The sequence below is a fragment of the Haemophilus sp. THUN1691 genome (genome assembly GCF_059704425.1).
Map to the genome: position 1 here is coordinate 1,295,360 of NZ_AP046578.1, position 20,154 is coordinate 1,315,513.

At 39.3% G+C, this 20,154-nt stretch carries 12 protein-coding genes; 10 read left to right on the forward strand and 2 right to left on the reverse strand.

From position 1 onward, the window contains the following. Window positions 1–251 precede the first annotated feature (251 nt). Window positions 252–1,490 (forward strand): peptidase T, encoded by a 1,239-nt coding sequence (gene pepT / locus AC6H0J_RS06235; RefSeq protein WP_118816947.1) that lies wholly within the window; start codon window positions 252–254, stop codon window positions 1,488–1,490. A 169-nt stretch (window positions 1,491–1,659) separates the two neighbouring features. On the opposite strand, the gene AC6H0J_RS06240 is transcribed toward pepT, so the two are convergent. Together AC6H0J_RS06240 and tdeA are read right to left on the reverse strand one after the other, a co-directional pair. After that, window positions 1,660–2,289 (reverse strand): histidine phosphatase family protein, encoded by a 630-nt coding sequence (locus AC6H0J_RS06240; RefSeq protein ID WP_118816946.1) that lies wholly within the window; start codon window positions 2,287–2,289, stop codon window positions 1,660–1,662. A gap of 90 nt (window positions 2,290–2,379) precedes the next feature. After that, window positions 2,380–3,747 (reverse strand): toxin/drug exporter TdeA, encoded by a 1,368-nt coding sequence (gene tdeA / locus AC6H0J_RS06245; protein WP_497513154.1) that lies wholly within the window; start codon window positions 3,745–3,747, stop codon window positions 2,380–2,382. A gap of 303 nt (window positions 3,748–4,050) precedes the next feature. On the opposite strand from tdeA, the gene glnS reads away from it, so the two are divergent. The 9 genes from glnS to AC6H0J_RS06290 all read left to right on the forward strand — a co-directional run bounded on the left by glnS (window position 4,051) and on the right by AC6H0J_RS06290 (window position 20,105). After that, window positions 4,051–5,721, forward strand: coding sequence for a glutamine--tRNA ligase (glnS, locus tag AC6H0J_RS06250; RefSeq protein ID WP_497513156.1), 1,671 nt, complete (start codon window positions 4,051–4,053; stop codon window positions 5,719–5,721). 65 nt (window positions 5,722–5,786) lie between these two features. Further along, on the forward strand, window positions 5,787–6,239 hold the full coding sequence (locus AC6H0J_RS06255) for a YcgN family cysteine cluster protein (protein ID WP_497513157.1): 453 nt from the start codon (window positions 5,787–5,789) through the stop codon (window positions 6,237–6,239). Window positions 6,240–6,309: 70 nt separating this feature from the next. Beyond that, window positions 6,310–8,400, forward strand: a complete 2,091-nt coding sequence (malQ, locus tag AC6H0J_RS06260) for a 4-alpha-glucanotransferase (protein WP_497513159.1) — start codon at window positions 6,310–6,312, stop codon at window positions 8,398–8,400. A 9-nt stretch (window positions 8,401–8,409) separates the two neighbouring features. Further along, window positions 8,410–10,599, forward strand: a complete 2,190-nt coding sequence (glgB, locus tag AC6H0J_RS06265; protein WP_497513160.1) for a 1,4-alpha-glucan branching protein GlgB — start codon at window positions 8,410–8,412, stop codon at window positions 10,597–10,599. A 3-nt stretch (window positions 10,600–10,602) separates the two neighbouring features. Continuing rightward, the gene (glgX, locus tag AC6H0J_RS06270; RefSeq protein ID WP_497513162.1) at window positions 10,603–12,579 is read left to right on the forward strand and encodes a glycogen debranching protein GlgX; all 1,977 of its coding nucleotides are present in this window, start codon (window positions 10,603–10,605) and stop codon (window positions 12,577–12,579) included. 22 nt (window positions 12,580–12,601) lie between these two features. After that, complete coding sequence (glgC, locus tag AC6H0J_RS06275; protein WP_005627058.1) at window positions 12,602–13,903, forward strand: glucose-1-phosphate adenylyltransferase; 1,302 nt, start codon at window positions 12,602–12,604, stop codon at window positions 13,901–13,903. A gap of 108 nt (window positions 13,904–14,011) precedes the next feature. Beyond that, window positions 14,012–15,442, forward strand: a complete 1,431-nt coding sequence (gene glgA, locus AC6H0J_RS06280) for a glycogen synthase GlgA (RefSeq protein WP_497513165.1) — start codon at window positions 14,012–14,014, stop codon at window positions 15,440–15,442. Window positions 15,443–15,682: 240 nt separating this feature from the next. Then, complete coding sequence (locus AC6H0J_RS06285; protein ID WP_497513167.1) at window positions 15,683–18,148, forward strand: glycogen/starch/alpha-glucan phosphorylase; 2,466 nt, start codon at window positions 15,683–15,685, stop codon at window positions 18,146–18,148. A gap of 181 nt (window positions 18,149–18,329) precedes the next feature. Further along, window positions 18,330–20,105, forward strand: a complete 1,776-nt coding sequence (locus tag AC6H0J_RS06290) for a ShlB/FhaC/HecB family hemolysin secretion/activation protein (RefSeq protein WP_497513169.1) — start codon at window positions 18,330–18,332, stop codon at window positions 20,103–20,105. The last annotated feature ends 49 nt before the right edge of the window (window positions 20,106–20,154 follow it).

Here is a 20,154-nt window from a genome sequence, read left to right on the forward strand (position 1 = left end):
TAGAAATAAAACCTGCAAGACTGCAGGGGCGACATATAAAAATAGACGCCTATGATATAGTGAATTGTTAATAATTAAAAGGACTTAATACCTTAGAAAGTAAAAAAACTGCCGTTCATAAAAATAACAAGATATTTAACCGCACTTTAGATGAATTTTACGTCATTAATCTTATAAATATTGTTATATATCAAGATGTTTTCTATTTTTCTCGTTAAACTAAAAAAGATATTTTTAAAAGGAGTGAGAATATGATTTCTCAAACAGATAAAACAGAACTTTTAGAACGATTTTTACATTATGTGTCTTTTGACACCCAATCAAAACCTAATGCGAAGCATTCCCCCAGCTCAGTCGGGCAAATGAAGTTAGCCATGCAGTTGCAAAAAGAACTCATCCAGCTTGGTTTGGAGAATGTTGAAGTAAGTAAATACGCGGTGGTAACAGCATTCTTACCCGCTAATGATCCTAACTTAACGAAAACCATTGGTTTAATTGCGCATCTTGATACATCTCCGCAATGTAGTGGTAAAAATGTACGCCCCGAAGTGATAGAACAATATCGTGGCGGAGATATTGCATTAGGTATTGGCGAGGAGTTTATTAGCCCTGTTTATTATTCTTTTATGCAAAAATTGGTAGGGCAGACTCTGATTGTTGCCGATGGAACCACTTTGCTTGGGGCGGATAATAAAGCGGGAATTGCAGAAATTATGACCGCACTTTCCATTCTTCAAAAAGAGAATATTCTTCATTGCAATATTCGCGTTGCTTTTACGCCTGATGAAGAAATTGGTTTGGGTATCCATTATTTCCCAATGGAAAAGTTTTACTGTGATTGGGCATATACCATTGATGGGGGAGAAGTAGGGGAATTAGAATACGAAAACTTTAATGCTGCCACAGCAAAAGTGCGGTTTTTCGGGCGGAGTATTCATCCTGGTTACGCAAAAGGAAAAATGGTGAATGCACTGACTTTAGCTTGCGAGTTCCAGCAAGTTTTTCCAGTTGATGAAGTACCAGAAAAAACAGATGGGAAAGCGGGCTTTTATCATTTAGAAGATTTTTCTGGCGATATTGAGCAAGTAGAGCTCACTTATTTAATTCGTGATTTTGATGAGCATAATTTCGCACAAAGAAAAGCTTTTATTAAAAGTCAGGTGAAAAAATTTAATGCTAAGAAAGGTTTGAAAAAACCTATTGAGTTAGAAATTCAAGATAGCTACCAAAATATGTATGATGTGGTAAAAAATGTTCCTCAATCAATTGAACTTGCTGATCGCGCAATGAAAGCGGTAGGGGTTAAACCAAGTCATAAGCCGATTCGAGGCGGTACAGATGGGGCATTTTTAGCATCTAAAGGTTTAGCATGCCCGAATATTTTTACTGGTGGCTATAATTTCCATAGTAAACATGAGTTGGTTTCTTTACAAGGCATGGAAAAGACGGTCCAAGTAATTATCGAAATGTTGAAATGTAAAGATCTGTAAAGAAGCGTAAAGATTTGTAAAGAAATGTAAAGATTTTTCTTGCTATTCTTTAGATTAGTCAATATAATGACCTCGTTTTATCGAGATTCCTTTGATAAAGCTAAACTTTAGAGATTTTATTCATAAATTCCTTTTTGATGCCCCTAATGATTTAGGGGCTTTTTTTTACCTATTGTAAATGCATTGTGTCATTTAGTTTTTCAAGGCTAAAGCCTTTTTCACTGTCATAATGCATGATGCTAATAGCAGTATTTAATAAAGATACTGATTTGTCTTTATCTCGGTGATTTTGCCAAGTTGCGCCATTGAGTAAAGCAATCAATAGACGCAAGGTATGGCCATGCGATACCACTAAAATATTCCCTTCTTGATGAACTTTAATAATGTCTTGTAAAGCTGCAATGGCTCGTTTGGCTAGTTGTTCATAAGTTTCTCCACCATTAGATTCAGCTTTATAGTTTGCAGGATCATTAATCATTTGTTGGAATTCGGGCAAAGGTCGAATCAGTTCGACATTTGTTCCTTCCCAATTACCAAAATAATGTTCATTTAATCCACGATGTTGGAATAAGGGAATGTTACGATCTCCAATAATATGATTGGCTGTGTCAATGGTACGTTGTAAACAGCTCGAATAGGCCGCAATAAAATCGACATTTTGTAAAGCTTGCCCAGTTTTGACCGCACTTTTAATGCCTTCTTCTGTTAATGGAGAATCTCCACTGCCTTGCATTAATCCTTGTTCGTTCCAAACAGTGCGGCCATGACGAATAAAATAAAAAGTCAGTTGTTTTTTCATTTTTAGGGATATTTATTGGTAAGGTTTATACCTTAAGTGAGGAGTGTAATATTAAAAAGGGCGATTAAAAACGCCCTATGTTTGGTTTTATTAACGAGAGTAATATCCCGCCATTGAGCTATATACCGCATTTTCACTTTGCAACACTTGATATTTTGCATTCAAAATTGCAAGTTGTGATGATTTTTCAGTATTGGCTGCAACTAACCATTCGCGCAATTCGGACACGCCCGCATTATAGCGGTTTCGATAATATTGCGTGATACGCTGATTGTAACTATGAGTTTGCTGTAAATTACTTAATGTATTTTGCGCTTGGGTAAAGGCAAAGTAGTTGGTATCCACATTATTGAGAGCTGTGGTAATACGTTGTTCGTAATTTAAACGCGCGGTTTCATAGTCAGCTTCAGAAATTTTAACGTTCCATTTTACGGTATTCCAATTTAAGAATGGCAAGCTAATTCCGACCGTGCCTGCAGCCACAGGATTGTGTAACGCCGTGCCAACAGTACTTGCTGTTGAAGATAGACTTCCACCTAAATTAATTTCAGGGAACCAACTTTTTTGAGTTGCTTTGGCATTTTTGAATGCGCTACTTAAACGGAATTGTGCTGCTTTTACATCAGGACGATTTGCAATCACAGAGACTGGTACATTCAAATTCACCCCTGCTGTTTTCACATTCATAATATGTGGGAAAGTGATATTTAACGCATCGTTTGGTTTTAAGTTCAGCAGATTGCGTAAGGTTTGTTCAGCCGTTTTGCGTTGGGTTTCAAAATTTAATTTGTTATTACGCGCTGTTAATACTGCTTGTTGAGCTTGATCTACGCTAACCGCATCAGCCACACCTTGCGCTAAACGCGTTTGCATAATATTACCAATGTCAGTGTAATATTTGATCGTTTCGTTGGTTGTGCTAATTGCATCATTTAAATAAGCAATTTGATAATAAGTTGTTACTACAGAATTGATTAATGATAAACGAGCAGATTCCATGTCTTCTGCGGTTGCTTTGTGCGACCATTCCGCAGCATCAGCGGCATTGGCTAAACGTTGCCAAAGATCCAATGTATAGCTCACATTTAAAGAACCTTTGTGTGAAATGGTAGAGTTTGCACTGGTATCAACTCGACGTTGTGCTGCAGATGAAGTTGAACCATTAAATGCAGGCACTAAATTTGCACCCACTAAATTTGCACTATAAAGCGCACGGTTTACTGCCACAGCTGCTTTAGCTAAATCTTTGTTGTTTATTAACGCTTGTTCTACGACGCGATTTAATTGCGCATCGTTATACAATGACCACCAATTTTCTTTTACATTATATTGCTTGGTAATTTCTTCATATTGCTTGTAATCTTCAAGGCTAGCTTGATAAGAATCGCCAATATTGGCACATCCCACTAATGCACCAGACATCAACAAAGCAAGCGTCATATTTTTCATTTTAAACATTGAGTTTTCCTTCTTACGAAAATGAGTGGAAAGTGCGGATGATTTTAACCGCACTTTTGTGTTTTACAAAATTATTCCCTTGCGAACCCAATTATAAAACAAATCACTGAACGATTGTTCATGAAAGGCGGCATTGTAATAATTTATTCTATTTTTTGCACGAAAAATCTTGCGGCTAAACAAAAAATGCTGAAAAAGTCATAAGCTATTAAGTAGAAAGTGCGGTTAGTTTAGCGATCAAATTCACAAAGCCTTGCTTTTCGTATAGAATGGCAAATTATTTTTTCTATTTATGAGAAAGTTATGAGCAATACAGAAATTCTAGAAAGTGCAGAAAATACCCGCACTCACAATTTTATCACCCAAATTATTGATGAAGATTTAGCTTCGGGTAAACATAAAAGCGTGCATACCCGTTTTCCGCCTGAGCCGAACGGCTATTTACATATCGGTCATGCGAAATCTATTTGTTTAAACTTTGGCTTAGCCAAAGAATATCAAGGTTTATGTAACTTACGTTTTGACGATACCAATCCGGTGAAAGAAGATGTGGAATATGTGGATTCCATCAAAGCTGACGTGGAATGGTTAGGTTTCAAATGGGAAGGCGAACCGCGTTATGCATCTGATTATTTTGATGCGCTTTATGGCTATGCGATTGAATTAATTAAAAAAGGCTTGGCTTATGTGGATGAGCTTTCTCCAGAAGAAATGCGTGAATATCGTGGTACGTTAACCGAGCCTGGTAAAAACAGCCCATATCGTGACCGCACTATTGAAGAAAACTTAGCTTTATTTGAAAAAATGAAGAACGGTGAGTTTGCAGAGGGTAAAGCAAGTTTACGTGCAAAAATTGATATGGCATCGCCATTTATGGTCATGCGTGATCCAGTAATTTATCGCATTAAATTCGCTAGCCATCACCAAACTGGTGACAAATGGTGCATTTACCCAATGTACGATTTCACTCACTGTATCTCTGATGCGATTGAGCGTATTACACACTCTCTATGTACATTAGAGTTCCAAGACAACCGTCGTTTATATGACTGGGTGTTGGAAAATATCAGTATTGAACGTCCATTACCGCATCAATATGAATTCTCTCGTTTAAATTTAGAAGGTACGTTAACCTCTAAACGTAAGTTATTGAAATTAGTAAACGACGGCATTGTGGATGGTTGGAATGATCCGCGTATGCCGACGATTTCTGGTTTACGTCGTCGTGGTTATACACCGGCTTCGTTACGTGAATTCTGTCGTCGTATCGGTGTGACTAAACAAGATAACGTCGTAGAATATTCTGCACTTGAAGCGTGTATTCGTGAAGATTTAAACGAAAATGCACCACGCGCAATGGCGGTGATTGATCCTGTTCGCGTAGTGATTGAAAACTTTGAAGGCGAAGAAACCTTAACGGCGCCAAATCACCCGAATCGTCCTGAATTAGGTGAGCGTCAATTACCGTTTACGAAAGAGCTTTATATTGATCGCGCAGACTTCCGTGAAGAAGCGAACAAGCAATATAAACGTTTAGTATTAGGTAAAGAAGTGCGCTTGCGTAACGCTTACGTGATTAAAGCTGAACGTGTTGAAAAAGATGCAAATGGTGAAATCACCACGATCTTCTGCACTTACGATCCTGAAACGTTAGGTAAAAATCCAGCAGATGGTCGCAAAGTAAAAGGGGTAATTCACTGGGTATCTGCAGTGCATAATAATCCAGCTGAGTTCCGTTTATATGAACGCCTCTTCACCGTACCAAACCCAGGTGCAGAAGAAGAAATCGAAAGCGTGTTAAATCCAACCTCTTTAGTGGTAAAACACGGTTTTGTCGAACAAAGTCTCGCAAATGCGGAACCAGAAAAAGGTTACCAATTTGAACGCGAAGGTTATTTCTGTGCGGATAACAAAGATAGCCGCCCAGAGCACTTAGTGTTTAACTTAACCGTAAGCTTAAAAGAAGGCTTCTAATTCTAAACAACAAAGTGCGGTCAAAAATCAGTAAATTTTGACCGCACTTTTTTATTGGTTTTACTATGCAATTTGAATCTCATTTTTGGCAAAAAAAATCTCTCCTTGAAATGACGGAATCCGAATGGGAAGCCTTATGTGATGGCTGCGGAAAATGCTGTTATCGAAAATACATTCAAGGGCGAGGCAAGCGTGAAAAACTCTATTACACACGCATTGCTTGCAATCTATTAGATGTGGACACAGGAAAGTGTCGTAATTATCCTGAACGTTTCAAGATTGAGAGTGATTGTACGAAATTAACCAAAAAGAATTTGCCTGATTTTCATTGGTTGCCTGACACTTGCGCTTATCGTTTGCTTTATGAAGGAAAAACGCTCCCTGAATGGCATCCACTCATTTCTGGCCATGCGGATTCCTTGAAAAATGCTGATGTTTTAATCAAAAATGGTGTGCATGAACGCGATGTGATTGATTGGTTTGAATTTATTATTGACGAAGATCACACTTTTAAATAAAGCCGGTTGTCATCACTTTCAGCTTGGTTATAATCCCTAACAAGAGTTATACAGTTGTCATGTGGTGTCTATGCAAATCTCGGATTCTCTCAAACAAAAAGCAGAAAAATGCGGTATCGCGCTTTCTCATTATGATATTGATGGACATCTTATTTTCGCAGATGAAAAGACGGTTTCAACTTTTGTTGAGCTTTTGCAACCTCCGCCAAAAGCGAAAGGACAGTTTGACGATGTACTGGCTGCGTTTGAAAATGAACCGATTGATTATCGACTAAATCGTCTAGATTTGCCACTATCTGCGGAATATCGTTATCAGCTGATTGATGAATCTAATGTCATTCTGTTAGAAAAAACACTTTCAAATTTATCCGCACTTTCCTTGCCTCCACTTCCTTTTGGCTATTATAAATTATCTATTTTTTCCGATACTGAAGGGTACCGCGTTCGTTTACTTATTTCTCCTAAAGCAGCTTTTCAACCACCCGTATTAAAAAATAAAAAAGTGTGGGGCGTGAATGTACAACTTTACAGTTTACGCTCAGAACAAAACTGGGGCATTGGCGATTTTGGTGATTTAGCTTATTTGATAGAACAAAGTGCAAAACAAGGTGCAGATTATGTGGGAATTAATCCATTACATTTGCCGTATCCTGCTGTGCCAAAATGGACTAGCCCTTATAGTTCATCCTCTCGTCGTTGGTTGAATTTCTTATATTTGGCCATTCCTGAGTTACCAGAATTTAAGCGTTGCCGTTCAGTGCAAAATTGGTTTAAGCGTGAGGATATTCAAGCAAAAATTGCTGCTTTACGTGAGAGTGGTTGCATCGATTATTCTTCAATTTTGGCTTTAAAATTAACCGCACTTGAGTCCTTGTTTGATTTCTTTCAACGTAGTCAATCAGCTGAAATTGTGACACGTCGAACAATCTTTGCCGATTATTTAAAAAATAAAGGTGAACCTTTGTTGTTACAGGGCTTATTTAATGTATTAGATTTACAAGAACACGCCGACCATCAAGCAGAAGAAAATACCATTGGTTGGCTTGGCTGGCGTAAGGAATGGCAGCATTTAAGTGCGGCAAAAAGAAAAGCCCTATTAAAAACACATCATGAGCAAATCCAATTTTTTGCTTGGTTGCAATGGCTTACGGAAGAACAACTTTTCGCATTACAAAATCTTTGTAAACAATCTGGTATGAAGTTGGGGATTTATGGTGATTTAGCGGTGAATAGTTCTCGTGGCAGTGCTGATGTATGGAGTGATCCTGATTTATATTGTGTAAATGCTTCTATTGGTGCGCCACCTGATCCGTTAGGCCCTGTCGGGCAAAATTGGAATTTGCCACCTTATAATCCAACGGTGCTAAAAGCACATGGCTTTGCACCATTTATCGATATGCTACGTGCCAACATGCAATATTTCGGTGTGCTACGCATCGATCATGTTATGGGCTTATTCCGTTTGTGGTGGATTCCAGAAGGAAAAACTGCGACTGACGGTGCTTATGTACATTATCCTTTTGATGAATTAATGGCGATTCTTGCCATTGAAAGTGTACGCAATGAATGTTTGATTATTGGTGAAGATCTCGGCACCGTACCTGATGAAGTGCGGTGGAAATTAAACGAGTTTCAAATTTTCTCTTATTTTGTATTGTATTTTGCCCAACGAAATGGCGAATTTCCTCATATATCTGATTATCCTCGAAATGCTTATGCCACTATTGGCACGCATGATGTTCCCTCATTACAAAGTTTTTGGCATTGCCGTGATTTAGAATTATTTAATCAACTCGGTATTCTGAATGGGGAAGTGCTCAAGCAAAAATACGATCAACGCGTCATGGATAAACAAGCCTTATTAAATAGTTTACATCGTGATAATTATTTACCGCCGCATTATGAAGGCGATGCGCTTTCTATGGCGATGCACGATCATTTAAACCGAATGATCCATCATTATTTGGCGGAAAGTAATAGCCGATTGATTGGTGTGCAATTAGAAAATTTACTTAGCCAAGAAATCAGTTTTAATTTGCCGGGCACCTCAAATGAATACCCAAACTGGTGCAAGAAACTTGCTCAGCCGTTAGCGTTTATTTTTAGCAATGAAGCTTTAAAAACGTTCTTTGTGCAAATTAACCAAGGGCGAAATGTATAAGGAGTAAATATGACAACCGCAGTAACACAAACAATTATTGATGGTTTTTTTGATGCGAGCAATGGCGATCCTTTTGCTACGCTTGGCATGCACGAAACTGAGCGAGGAATTGAAATCCGTACGTTATTGCCAGATGCCAATCGAGTGGTGGTGATTGAGCGTGAAAGTGGTAAAGAAATAACGGAGCTGGATTGTGTCGATGAGCGTGGCTTTTTTGTTGGTGTGATTCCAAATTGTCGTCATTTTTTTGCTTATCAATTACAGGTTTTTTGGGGCAATGAATCGCAAATAGTCGAAGATCCTTATCGTTTTCATCCTATGATTGATGATTTAGAACAATGGCTACTTTCTGAAGGTTCTATGCTTCGCCCGTATGAAGTGCTTGGGGCGCATTTTATGGAATGTGATGGTGTGAGCGGGGTGAATTTCCGCTTGTGGGCGCCTAATGCAAGACGAGTTTCTATTGTGGGTGATTTCAACTATTGGGATGGTCGCCGTCATCCTATGCGTTTTCATCTAAAAAGTGGTGTTTGGGAGCTCTTTTTACCAAAAGCCAGTTTAGGACAGCTCTATAAGTTTGAATTAATTGATTGTCATGGCAATCTTCGTTTGAAAGCCGATCCATTTGCCTTTAGTTCGCAACTTCGCCCTGATACAGCATCGCAAGTGAGTGCGTTACCAAATGTGGTGGAAATGACGGAACAACGTCGTCAAGCTAATCAAGCGAATCAACCGATTTCCATTTATGAAGTACATTTAGGATCTTGGCGTCGTAATTTAGAAAATAATTTTTGGCTAGATTACGATCAAATTGCTGATGAACTCATTCCTTATGTAAAAGAGATGGGTTTTACTCACATTGAATTTTTGCCGCTTTCTGAATTTCCGTTTGATGGTTCTTGGGGCTATCAACCACTTGGACTTTATTCGCCAACCAGTCGCTTTGGTTCACCTGAGGCATTCCGTCGTTTAGTAAAACGTGCACATGAAGCAGGAATTAATGTGATTTTAGATTGGGTACCTGGTCACTTCCCAAGTGATACCCATGGTTTAGTCGCGTTTGATGGTACAGCTTTGTATGAGCATGAAGATCCTCGCGAAGGCTATCATCAAGACTGGAATACCTTAATTTATAACTATGGACGTAATGAGGTCAAAAATTTCTTATCCAGTAATGCCCTGTATTGGCTTGAACGTTTTGGTGTAGATGGTATTCGCGTGGATGCCGTGGCTTCGATGATTTACCGCGATTATAGCCGTGCGGAAGGGGAGTGGATTCCAAACCGATATGGCGGACGTGAAAACTTAGAAGCCATTGAATTTTTAAAACATACCAACTGGAAAATCCACAGTGAAATGGCAGGTGCGATTTCTATTGCGGAGGAATCTACCTCTTTTGCTGGTGTGACTCACCCGAGTGAAAACGGTGGATTGGGCTTTAATTTTAAATGGAATATGGGCTGGATGAACGATACGCTCGCCTATATGCAGCTTGACCCAATTTATCGCCAATATCATCACAATAAAATGACCTTTGGGATGATGTATCAATACAGCGAAAACTTTGTGCTGCCGCTTTCCCATGATGAAGTGGTGCATGGCAAATATTCGCTCCTCGATAAAATGCCAGGAGACGCATGGCAAAAATTTGCGAACTTACGCGCTTATTACGGCTATATGTGGGGGCATCCGGGTAAAAAATTGCTCTTTATGGGTAATGAATTTGCTCAAGGTCGTGAGTGGAATTACGAAGAAAGTTTGGACTGGTTCTTGCTTGATGAAAATGTCGGTGGTGGCTGGCATAAAGGGGTATTGAAATTAGTAAAAGACTTGAATCATATTTACCGAGAAAATTCACAGCTCTTTGAATTGGATTATTCACCTGAAGGCTTTGATTGGCTTGTCGTTGATGATGCGGCAAATTCTGTATTTGCTTTTGAACGTCGCAGCTCAAATGGTGAGCGCATTATCGTCATCAGTAACTTCACCCCTGTGCCTCGCCATAATTACCGTATTGGTGTAAATGTTGCAGGCACTTATGAAGAAATTCTGAATACTGATTCTATGTATTATCAAGGCTCTAACGTGGGCAATTTTGGCTATGTAACAAGTGAAGAAATTGAAAGCCATGGACGAGAAAATTCGATTCCGATTTCTATTCCACCATTGGCGACAGTTTATTTGAAATACAATTTGTAAAATATGTTTACGATTTATAACAACGGCAAACCAGCACCAATGGGTTATTCAATATTCACCGAGAATGGCATGAAGGTGACTAATTTTACGCTGTTCTCTGCTGCAGCGAGTGGTGTTGAACTCTGCCTGTTTGATGGGGATAAGGAAACGCGCTTTCCTATGGTTCGCTCAAATAATGTATGGCATTTAGCTGTAGCTGGCGTTGAGGTTGGGACAGAATATGGATTCCGCATTCACGGTGAACATGCTAACCCGAATAAATTAATGCTCGATCCTTATGCAAAAGCGGTGAATGGTAAACCGGATTTAACTACTGAAGAAAGTCGTTCTTGGTTTTTAATGAATGATCATCGCGATAATGCTCATATTGCGCCAAGAGCGGTGATTATTTCAGAAGATTTTGATTGGGAAAATGATACCGCATCCAATACGCCTTGGTCTGAAACCATTGTGTATGAATTGCACGTCAAAGGTTTTAGCCAACTTAACGACAAGATTCCCGCTGAATTTCGGGGCACCTATGCGGGCTTAAGTCATCCTATCAATTTAGCTTATTTAAAAGAATTAGGCGTGACTGCTGTGGAATTGCTGCCTGTAAATTTCCATATAAATGAACCGCACTTACAGGCACGAGGCTTACAAAATTATTGGGGATACAATCCCTTAGCTATGTTTGCGGTAGAACCTAAATATGCGGCAACAAATAATCCATTAGCTGAATTTAAAGCGATGGTAAAGGCGTTTCACAAGGCAGGCATTGAAGTTATTTTAGACGTGGTATTTAACCATTCCGCAGAATCAGAGCAAACTTACCCAACATTCTGCCAGCGTGGCATTGATGATCAAACTTACTATTGGCGCAACGATCAAGGGCGTTATATCAATTGGACAGGCTGCGGCAATATGCTCAATTTATCCTCTGATGTAGGGCGAAAATGGGTCGTAGATTGCCTGCGTTATTGGGTGGAGCAATGCCACATTGATGGTTTCCGTTTTGATTTAGCCTCCGTGCTTGGGCGTGATACACCAGATTTTAATGCACAAGCTCAGCTTTTTACTGACATAAAAAATGAGCCAAGTTTACAAAATATTAAATTGATTGCCGAGCCGTGGGATATTGGACATTACGGTTATCAAGTCGGCAATTTCCCAAGTTATTTTGCAGAATGGAACGACCGATTCCGTGATGATCTCTGCCGTTTTTGGCTATGGAAAAGTGGCGAAATCGGCGCATTTGCTGAACGTTTTTCAGGTTCTAGCGATTTATTTAAGAAAAATGACCGCTTGCCACACACAACACTTAATTTTATTACCGCCCACGATGGTTTCGTTATGCAAGATTTGGTGAGTTATAACCAAAAACATAACGAAGCAAATGGCGAAGAAAATCGTGATGGTCGCAATGAAAATTACAGTTATAACCATGGGGTAGAAGGTTCTACAGAATCCCTTTCTGAACCGCAAAAAAGTGCGGTGGAAAATAACCGCACTTTTGCACAAAGCGGATTATTAATGAGTTTATTGCTGGCGAATGGCACGCCTATGCTTTTGGCGGGCGATGAGTTCGGCAACACTCAATATGGTAACAATAATGCCTATTGCCAAGATAACGAGATTACTTGGCTGAAATGGGCAAATTTTAACGAAGAATTATTTGAACTTACCAAGCAAACGATTGCAGCGCGTAAGCAAATTGGTAGTTTAAATCGGAATCAATGGTGGTCAGGTGACAATGTGCAATGGTTTAACATTCACGGTAACCAGATGACACTTGACGATTGGCAAAATCAACAAACCAAAGCATTACAAGTAGTTTTAGATAAGCATTGTCTTTTATTGATTAATGCCAAAGCCGAAGGACAGGCGTTTCACTTACCTGATGGAAAATGGACATCTCAAATCGGCACACATAATTTAACCCTCGATGCACAACAAGCAGAGCTTAGCTCAATGGGCTTTTGTATGCTGAGTGACGAATAACTATAAGACTATGGAGATCCTTATGAAAGCTGGCGACCTTAACAAATATGATTTAGTTAAAAATACTTTGGTGCTTATTCTTGCGGGTGGACGTGGTTCACGCTTGCATGAACTTACGGATAAGCGTGCAAAACCAGCCCTTTATTTTGGTGGTAATCGCCGTATTATTGATTTTGCACTTTCTAATTGTATTAACTCTGGTTTAAACCGAATTGGGGTAGTGACTCAATATGCCGCACACTCTTTACTTCGTCATTTGCAAACTGGTTGGTCTTTCTTACCACAAGAAAAGGGGGAGTTTGTTGATATGCTTCCTGCTCGTCAACAAATTGATGATTCAACTTGGTATCGTGGTACTGCTGATGCTGTTTATCAAAATATGGCGATTATTCGTGATCACTATCGCCCTAAATATGTTTTGATCTTGGCAGGTGACCATATTTATAAACAAGACTATAGCGTCATGTTGATGGATCATGTTAACAGCGGTGCAAAATGTACGGTGGGCTGTATTGAAGTACCTCGCTCTGAAGCACATGAATTTGGTGTCATGGCGGTAAACGAAAATTTAAAAGTCAAAGCCTTTGTTGAAAAACCAAAAGATCCGCCAGCAATGGTAGGTAAACCTGATGTTTCACTCGCATCAATGGGGATTTATGTATTTGATGCAGATTATCTTTACAAAATGTTGGAGAGAGAGGTCAATACACCACAAACTAGCCACGATTTTGGTAAAGATGTATTACCAAAATGTTTAGCAGAAGAAACCCTTTATGCGCATCCTTTCAGCCGTTCTTGCATGGGACGTAATACTGAAGGTGAAATTTATTGGCGTGATGTGGGTACATTAGATAGCTTCTGGCAATCTAATATCGATTTAGTATCTGAAAATCCACAGCTTGATATTTATGACCAAAGTTGGCCAATTCGCGGTAATCCAATTCAAGCTTACCCGTCAAAATTCTTCTACAAAAATTCAAATGTTCATCCAGTCGATAATTCTTTAATTGGCGGTGGTTGTGTGATTACTGATGCCTCTATCAGTAATTCTGTGCTATTCGATCGCGTTAAAATTGATGCTTTCTCAAAAGTGGATCATTGCGTGGTATTGCCACAAGTTAAAATCGGTAAGAATTGTATATTGAAAAACTGTATTCTCGACCGTGAATGTATCATTCCAGATGGCATGGAAATTGGTGTGAATATGGAAGAAGATAAAAAACGTTTCCGTATTAGTTCAACCGGTAAAGTGATTCTAGTTACTCCGAAAATGCTGAAAAAATTAGAAGGGGAAGAAGTTGTCTCTGAAGAGCATTTAGATTAATAATGAAAAAAAGTGCGGTAAATTTTGACCGCACTTTATAGCCACTCTTTAGCAAAGAGGGCAGTTGATCGAGCGTTATGTATGTTTTATAGGGAAAATAAAAATTAAATGAAAGTTTTACACGTTTGCTCAGAATTTTATCCGCTCCTCAAAACAGGCGGTTTAGCCGATGTTTTAGGAGCTTTGCCACAAGCCCAAAATCAAATAGGGCTTGATGCACGCATTTTATTGCCTGCTTATCCAGCGATTTCAGCAGGTATTTCTAATACACAAGTTGTGGCTGAATTTGATAATTTTGCGGGACATGTTGTGTTGCGCTATGGCGAATATAATGGCATGGGCGTTTATTTAATCGATGCGCCACATTTATATGCGCGTGAGGGAAATCCATATCACGATTGTTACTATAATGATTATGGTGATAACTATAAACGCTTTGCCTTACTTGGTTGGGTTGGCGCTGAATTATCTACTGGTTTAGATAGCTGGTGGCGTGCGGATGTGGTTCATGCTCATGATTGGCATGCAGGTTTATGTGCCGCGTACTTATTTAATAAAGGCCGCCCAGCAAAATCGGTATTTACAATACATAATTTAGCGTATCAAGGACAATTCCATTATCAGCATTTATTTGAAATTGGCTTACCAGCAGGCATGTTTAATGTTGATGGTTTAGAGCTATTTGGACAGATTTCCTATTTAAAAGCTGGCTTATTTTACTCCGATACGAGCACAGCAGTGAGCCCGACTTATGCTAAAGAGATTACAACACCTGAATTTGCCTATGGCTTGGAAGGTTTACTTTCTGGTTTAAAATCTCAAGGGCGTTTAGTGGGGATTCTTAATGGTGTAGATGAAAATATTTGGCATCCAAATGCCGATCAATATATTCAGCATCGTTACAAATTGAAACATATGGCAGGTAAAAAACAGAATAAAGTTGAACTGCAAGCTTATTTTAATTTACCGCAAGATGAAAATGCATTGGCATTTGTGATGGTAACCCGCTTAACCGAACAAAAAGGCGTGGATTTATTGATTGAAAGTGCGGATGAAATTGTAAAACAAGGCGGCCAGTTGATGATTTTAGGTTCTGGTGCACCGCACTTTGAACAAAGTATTCGTGAGCTTGCTGAACGTTATCCACAAAATGTTGCAGTCAAAATTGGTTACGATGAAACACTGTCACATTTATTAGTGGCAGGTGGTGATGTGATTTTAGTGCCAAGCCGTTTTGAGCCTTGTGGCTTAACACAACTTTATGGTTTGCAATATGGCACACTTCCTCTTGTTCGTGAAACGGGTGGTTTAGCCGATACGGTGGTGGATAGCACACCGGAAAATATTAAAGATCGTACAGCAACTGGTTTTGTGTTTGAGCAAGCGACAGCTGAAGATTTACGCAGAAGCATTCAACAAGCGTTTGATATTTGGCAAAAACCGAGAGTCTGGTCAGCATTGCGAGCGAATGCGATGGCACAAGATTTCAGCTGGCGTAAAGCAGCAGAACAATATCGTGCACTTTATGAACGTTTGTAGTTTTATTTATAAACGTTAAGAGCAACAGTCTGTTTGTAGATTATTGTTGCAAGCTCTGTGATTATGCTTGTTTTTCGACAAAATAAGCATAAAATTCGAACGAATTTATTAGAGGTATAAAGGTTCTCGGATACAAAGAGCGGTCTATTTCGATTGATTTTTTGAAATGTGCGTGAATTTTTAAATCAACATCTCTTTTATTATAGATAATTTTTTAACATTCAAACCGAGGTTTTACTTATGATAATGGATAATTTTGATTCTCCATTCCTATACAATCGCCCACAAATGACTGTTGAGGCAATCAAAAAATCAATTGTTTATAAGCTTATTTTTTTAATTGGTCGCTCTCCGCGTGAAGCAAGCCAACGCGATTGGCTTAATGCAACACTCCACGCTGTGCGTGACTTAGTAACAGAGGGTTGGATCACCACTGCGCGTCAAACTCGAGCGGAAGATTCTCGCCGTGTTTACTACCTTTCAATGGAATTCTTAATTGGACGTACCCTTTCTAATGCCATGATTGCAGAAGGTATTTATGGATTAGCACAAGAAGCCTTATCAGAATTAAATGTCGATTTAGAAGAAGTTTTAGAAAAAGAAGTTGATCCGGGCTTAGGCAATGGCGGTTTAGGTCGTTTAGCCGCTTGCTTTATGGATTCTATTGCGACCCTTGGTTTACCGGGTATGGGCTACGGTATTCGTTATGAATATGGTATGTTCCGCCAAAAAATCGAAAATGGTCAGCAAGTCGAGCGCCCAGATGCATGGCTTGAAAAAGGTGCACCTTGGGAGTTTATTCGTCCATCTAAACGTTTTACCGTAGAATTTGGTGGAAACATTCATTTCGAAGGCCAAAAATGTATTTGGCAAGATACCGAAAAAGTGACCGCGCTTGCTTACGACCAAATGATTCCGGGTTATCAAAACAATTCTGCAGCAACATTACGTTTATGGTCTGCTCATGCAGGTGAAGTATTTAATCTTGCAGACTTTAACCGCGGTGAACACCTAGCAGCATTAGAAGAACACTCCGCAAATAAAAACCTATCACGCGTACTTTATCCAGATGATTCTACTTGGAATGGTCGCGAATTGCGTTTACGTCAAGAGTATTTCTTAGTCTCTGCATCACTTCAAGATATTTTACGCCGTCACAAACGCACCCACGATAGCCTTGAAAACTTGGCAGATAAAGTGGCGATCCACTTAAACGATACCCACCCAGCGTTAGCAATTCCTGAGTTAATGCGAATTTTAGTAGATGATGAAGGTTTTGAATGGAAAAAAGCTTGGGAGATGACGCGTAACATTTTCTCTTACACCTGCCATACTTTAATGTCAGAAGCATTAGAAACTTGGCCAGTGGAAATGATGGCAAAAATCTTGCCACGTCATTTACAGATGATTTTTGAAATCAATGATCATTTCTTAGAGTATGTTCGTTCTTACGTCACCACGGATAACGATTTTATTCGTCGAGTTTCATTGATTGAAGAAGGTTATCAACGTAAAGTGCGTATGGGATGGCTATCCGTGGTAGGTTCACACAAAATCAACGGGGTTGCCGAAATCCATTCTGATTTAATGGTGACTTCAACCTTTGCAGATTTTGCTCGTATTTTCCCAGAACGCTTTACCAATGTGACAAACGGTATTACCCCTCGTCGTTGGTTAGCCGTTGCGAATCCACAATTGGCAGACTTATTCGATAAATACATCGGCTCAGAATGGCGTTGTGATTTAAGTCAAATCGAAAAACTTAAACCATTTACGCAAGAAAAAGCATTTAAAGAAGCGATTGCGGATATTAAATTTGCTAACAAAGTGAAATTGGCAGAATACGTGAAATCTGAATTAGGTATTGAACTTGATCCATATGCGTTATTTGATGTTCAAGTCAAACGTATTCACGAATATAAACGTCAAATGTTGAACGTATTGCATATTATTGCTCGCTACAATGAAATGCTTGCTAATCCTGAACAAGATTGGCAACCACGCGTATTTATTTTAGCTGGTAAAGCAGCTTCGGCTTATTATGCTGCGAAACAAACGATCCATTTAATTAATGATGTTGCGAATGTCATCAATAATGATGAGCGTTTGAAAGGCCGTTTAAAAGTTGTATTTATTCCAAATTACAGCGTAAGCCTTGCCCAGTTAATTATTCCAGCAGCGGATATTTCAGAGCAAATTTCACTTGCAGGCACTGAGGCTTCTGGCACTAGTAATATGAAGTTTGCCTTAAATGGTGCATTGACACTTGGTACTCTTGACGGTGCGAATGTTGAGATCTTAGAAAACGTGGGTGAAGATAACATCTTTATTTTTGGCAACACTGTGGAACAAGTTGAGCAACTTCGTCGAGAAGGGTATCGATCATTTGAATACTATCAAAATGATGCTCAATTACGCACAGTCGTGGATCAAATCATTGAAGGTAAATTATCACCAGAAGAGCCTCAACGTTATCATCAATTATTACAAGGCTTGCAATATCACGATTATTATCAAGCTTTCGCTGATTTCCGTAGTTATGTAGAAACGCAAAAAGCCGTAGATGAAAAATACAAACAACGCGACAAATGGATTGAAAGCACCATTCAAAATATCGTGAATATGGGCTTCTTCTCATCTGACCGCACGATTAAAGAGTACGCAGAGAGAATTTGGAAAGTTGAGCCAGTTCAATTAGGTAATTAATTTTATATTAATAGCCAATAAGTAAATGATCTGCATCAAGCTCAAGTTTGATGCAGATTTTTTTTATATTTAAACTAATGAAAAATAACAGAAATTACCTATGTAAACTTTATGGTTTTTTTAAATAGATTTTGATATCTTATCAACCATAATTTATTAATCACTTTATCTTTAGGTAACAATGAAAAAATCCTCACACTTTTTTCTTTCTAGTTTAGTATTTATTTCACCTTTTGGTTTTTCAGCGCCAAGCTCACCAAATGCCAATTTAGAAAAACAAATCGATGCTAAACAACAGAGGCAACAAGCCGAACAAGATGCGGCTATTTTAGCCCAGCAAACACAATCTGCAAATGTGCGTTTAGAGGGGGAAAAAGAAGCCCCTCTAGGCTTTCCGCAGAATGAAGCGCAATGTTTTCCTATCAATCAATTAGTGCTGACCGATTACCAAGCTGAAGAAGAAAATCCATCAGCCTCTTCCCTTAAATTAATCCAACCAAGCCGATTCTCTTGGGCATTAAAGTCTGTTTATGCTGGGCGTGATTTTGCGCTGCCTGCTTGTATTGGCTATGAGGGGATTAATGTATTACTTCGTCGTATTCAAAATCGTTTAATTGATTTGGGATATGTCACTACCCGCGTGGTGGTAGAGCCACAGGATTTGCGTTCAGGTATGCTCGTGTTAACCGTGATTCCGGGTAAAGTGGGTCGTATTCAATTACAAGACCAAAGTGCGATTCCGTTTGCCACCCGTGGTACCTTATGGTTTGCCATGCCAATGGCAGAAGGTGATGTGTTAAATATTCGCAATATTGAACAAGGTTTAGAAAACTTAAAACGTGTACCGAGTGCTGATGCGAATATGGAGCTTGTGCCAACGGATGCGGTAGGTGAAACAGACGTGGTAATTGCTTATAAGCAAAGCTTACCTTTTCATTTAACCTTAGGGTTAGATGACTCAGGCAGTAAAGCTACGGGTCGTTTACAGGGTTCAGCCACGTTTTCTTGGGATAATGTACTCACACTTAATGATATGTTCTATATCAGTGGTACACGCAGCTTTAAACGTAATAGCGATGATGCGGAAGGGGATTATGGCAGTAAAAACCTCAGTCTCTATTATTCTATTCCTTGGAAGAACTATCTCTTAACGCTTTCTGGTTCAAAATATTCTTATCACCAAACGGTAGCGGGTGCATTTGAGTCTTATACCTATTCAGGTGAAAGCCAACAAATGAAAGCGAACTTAAGTCGCTTATTATCTCGTGGAAGTCTTTATAAAACCTATGTGAATGCCGCGTTATGGACGAAAAAATCTCATAACTACATCAATGACACTGAAATTGAAGTGCAACGTCGTCGTACCGCAGGTTGGGAAGTGGGGCTTAATCACACCCAATACATTGGTGAAACCGTATTACAACTGTTTGCGAACTATAAACGTGGTACGGGTGGGAATAAATCCTTACCTGCACCGGAAGAGGCGTTTGGTGAAGGCACTTCCCGTATGCAGATTTTTACTGCAGGCGTTGATTTTACCTATCCTTTCACTATCGGCAATCAACCTTTCCGCTTTAACACCAGCTGGAATGGACAATGGAACGGCACACCTTTAACACAACAAGATAAATTTAGTATTGGGGGGCGTTATACCGTGCGAGGATTTGATGGCGAGCTATCACTTTCCGGTGAAAAAGGTTGGTTATGGCGAAATGAGCTAGATTGGAATATCGCTAACAAGGGACATGAGCTTTATTTAGGGATTGACCGAGGTAAGGTGCACTCTAGCCAAGAAGAGCTTCAAATTGGTGATAGCTTAATGGGGGGCGCAATTGGACTTCGTGGCAAACTATGGGGCATTAACTATGATTATTTTGTGGGTGTTCCAATTAAAAAGCCAGAAGGATTTAGAACCAGTCATGTCACAACTGGATTTAATGTGAGCTACCGTTTTTAATGCTTACGCTTTTAGATGAATAAATTGATTAAAACCAAACAGAATTAAA

Coding starts and splice junctions, on each gene's coding strand:
- pepT (WP_118816947.1), top strand. CDS start 252: ATGATTTCTCAAACAGATAAAACAGAACTTTTAGAACGATTTTTACAT.
- AC6H0J_RS06240 (WP_118816946.1), bottom strand. CDS start 2,289: ATGAAAAAACAACTGACTTTTTATTTTATTCGTCATGGCCGCACTGTT.
- tdeA (WP_497513154.1), bottom strand. CDS start 3,747: ATGTTTAAAATGAAAAATATGACGCTTGCTTTGTTGATGTCTGGTGCA.
- glnS (WP_497513156.1), top strand. CDS start 4,051: ATGAGCAATACAGAAATTCTAGAAAGTGCAGAAAATACCCGCACTCAC.
- AC6H0J_RS06255 (WP_497513157.1), top strand. CDS start 5,787: ATGCAATTTGAATCTCATTTTTGGCAAAAAAAATCTCTCCTTGAAATG.
- malQ (WP_497513159.1), top strand. CDS start 6,310: ATGCAAATCTCGGATTCTCTCAAACAAAAAGCAGAAAAATGCGGTATC.
- glgB (WP_497513160.1), top strand. CDS start 8,410: ATGACAACCGCAGTAACACAAACAATTATTGATGGTTTTTTTGATGCG.
- glgX (WP_497513162.1), top strand. CDS start 10,603: ATGTTTACGATTTATAACAACGGCAAACCAGCACCAATGGGTTATTCA.
- glgC (WP_005627058.1), top strand. CDS start 12,602: ATGAAAGCTGGCGACCTTAACAAATATGATTTAGTTAAAAATACTTTG.
- glgA (WP_497513165.1), top strand. CDS start 14,012: ATGAAAGTTTTACACGTTTGCTCAGAATTTTATCCGCTCCTCAAAACA.
- AC6H0J_RS06285 (WP_497513167.1), top strand. CDS start 15,683: ATGATAATGGATAATTTTGATTCTCCATTCCTATACAATCGCCCACAA.
- AC6H0J_RS06290 (WP_497513169.1), top strand. CDS start 18,330: ATGAAAAAATCCTCACACTTTTTTCTTTCTAGTTTAGTATTTATTTCA.